Annotated in this window: 2 protein-coding genes; both read right to left on the bottom strand. The window is 42.3% G+C overall.

Annotated features, from left to right (window positions below; all coding sequences use genetic code 11):
• Positions 1-467: 467 nt before the first annotated feature.
• On the bottom strand, positions 468-1,112 hold the full coding sequence (locus AC1DPZ_RS26125; protein ID WP_477409012.1) for an alpha/beta hydrolase: 645 nt from the start codon (positions 1,110-1,112) through the stop codon (positions 468-470).
• A 2-nt stretch (positions 1,113-1,114) separates the two neighbouring features.
• The coding region (locus tag AC1DPZ_RS26120; RefSeq protein WP_477409010.1) for a ring-cleaving dioxygenase at positions 1,115-2,026 on the bottom strand (912 nt) is incomplete at its 5' end.

Below are 2,026 nucleotides of genomic sequence, written 5' to 3'. Positions count from 1 at the left end.
ACGAAACAGCATATAAATAAACAGCCAGGCTATGGGCGATTGCCTATGCCTGGCTGATATGCTTTATTCGGCTGTAATATCCCTGGCGGTTGCTCCTCAGCAGAGCCGCTTCCGTTTCTTACAGCATAGTAAATTTATTAAATATGGTCAGTTAAAAAAATTGTATCTCAATCAACACCAAAGAGGAAAACGCACCATCGAAAACTGTATTTAATTACATTGCGAAGTATTCGTACCTCTTTTAATTACACACAATTACTGGCGGCTTTTGATCGCATATAGCAGTTGGAGTCTTTTTTTGATACTGAAATAAAATTGTACCTTTATGTGACTAAAAAATCTCATACCTGTTTGCTATGCTTTTCTACATAGCAGTTTTTAAAACTTCGTAAGTCTGGGGTTCTGCAACTTGCCATAGAGAGAGATAAGTACGAAGCAAGACGATCTATTTTAAACACTTTGCAAGATTACACTTCTGTAGATATCATATTGTCAAATACCAATTGATTTGCCAGATCAATCTCCTGTTGGGTAATAGTATGAGGGCGGCCTTTATATACTTTGACGGTAACTGCGGCATTAAGCGCTTTCATAACGCCGACACTTTCCTCTACCCTTGTTAATGGCACATGCGGATCAGGGTCGCCTGTGGTTACCAGTACGGGTGTTCCGTTAAAATCTCCTTTATAGTTCTTTAAGTTAAGCTCTTCGCCTACCAGGCCACCTGTAAAAGCCACTACTCCTCCATATTGTTTGGCATTCCGGCTCACATATTCAAATGTAAGACATGCACCCTGCGAAAACCCAAGGAAGTAAATTTTTTCTTCGGGGATGCCATCTGCCACTACTTGCTTTACAAGGTCGCCTATCACTTCAAGGGCAGAGTCCAAAGCCGGCTGATTTTGTGCATCGGGCGCCATAAAACTATATGGATACCAGCTATTGTTGGCGGCCTGGGGAGCGTAGATGGTTGTATTTTTTAAATTTAGATCACCAGCCAAACCAATGATGTTTTGCGCGGTACCACCCCGGCCGTGGATCATTATTAATGCAGCCCCGGCATCTTTTACCGGGGTACCTGCTGTTATATATTTTTTTTGATGTGTGTACATGATCAATATAATTGGGGCAATGTTTTTTCGAGCGTGCTGCGAAACTGTTCGTGCTGTGCTGGTAATTTCAAGTGAGTACCTAATTCTTCCACCGGTTCATCAACCGCGAAGCCCGGATTATCTGTAGCCAGTTCAAACAATACACCACCTGGTTCGCGGAAGTACAATGAATAGAAATAGTTCCTGTCGATCTTATCTGTAATATGCAAACCAAGGGCTGCTATTTTTTCCCGGTATTGCATTAATACCTCTTCGTTTTTTACCCGGAAGGCAACGTGGTGTACAGATCCGCCGGCAACATGTCCAGCAACTTCGCCGGCAACCTCAACAAGGTCAACTATTGCCGCATTTTCAACTGCGTCTGTAATAAAGCGATAGCGGTTTACATGCTGCTCCAATAAGCGATAACCAAATACACCGGTTAAAATATCGGCAGTTGGCTGCATTTTATTAGTGCTTATAGTGATGCTATGAAAACCTTTGGTGGCATTATCGGCTTTAACCTCTTCGGTTTCCCATGGCAACCGGGTATCGGTATTTTTTGCAGCTATCAATTCCAGTTTTAAACCATCGGGATCTAAAAATGTAAGGTATGGCTCACCAAATTTTTCGGCTACTTTATTGTAAATTACATTGTTTGCTTCAAAACGTTTAAGCCAGAAATCAAAGCTGCCTTCGGGTACAGAGTAACCAATTTCTGTTGCCTGGCGTGCACCCCGGCGGCCTGGCGAAATATTTTCCCAGGGGAAAAAAGTAAGTATAGTACCCGGCGTACCTTCTTTATCACCATAGTATAAATGGTAGGTTTCCGGGTCATCAAAATTTACGGTTTTTTTAACCAGCCTAAGGCCAAGTACTTTGGTGTAAAAATCATAATTGCGTTTGGCATTGCCTGCAATTGCTGTAATGTGGTG

It is taken from the genome of Mucilaginibacter sp. P4_G9, assembly GCF_056400985.1.
Note: the sequence above shows the minus strand (reverse complement) of the source record. Positions and strands in the feature narration are given on the sequence as shown.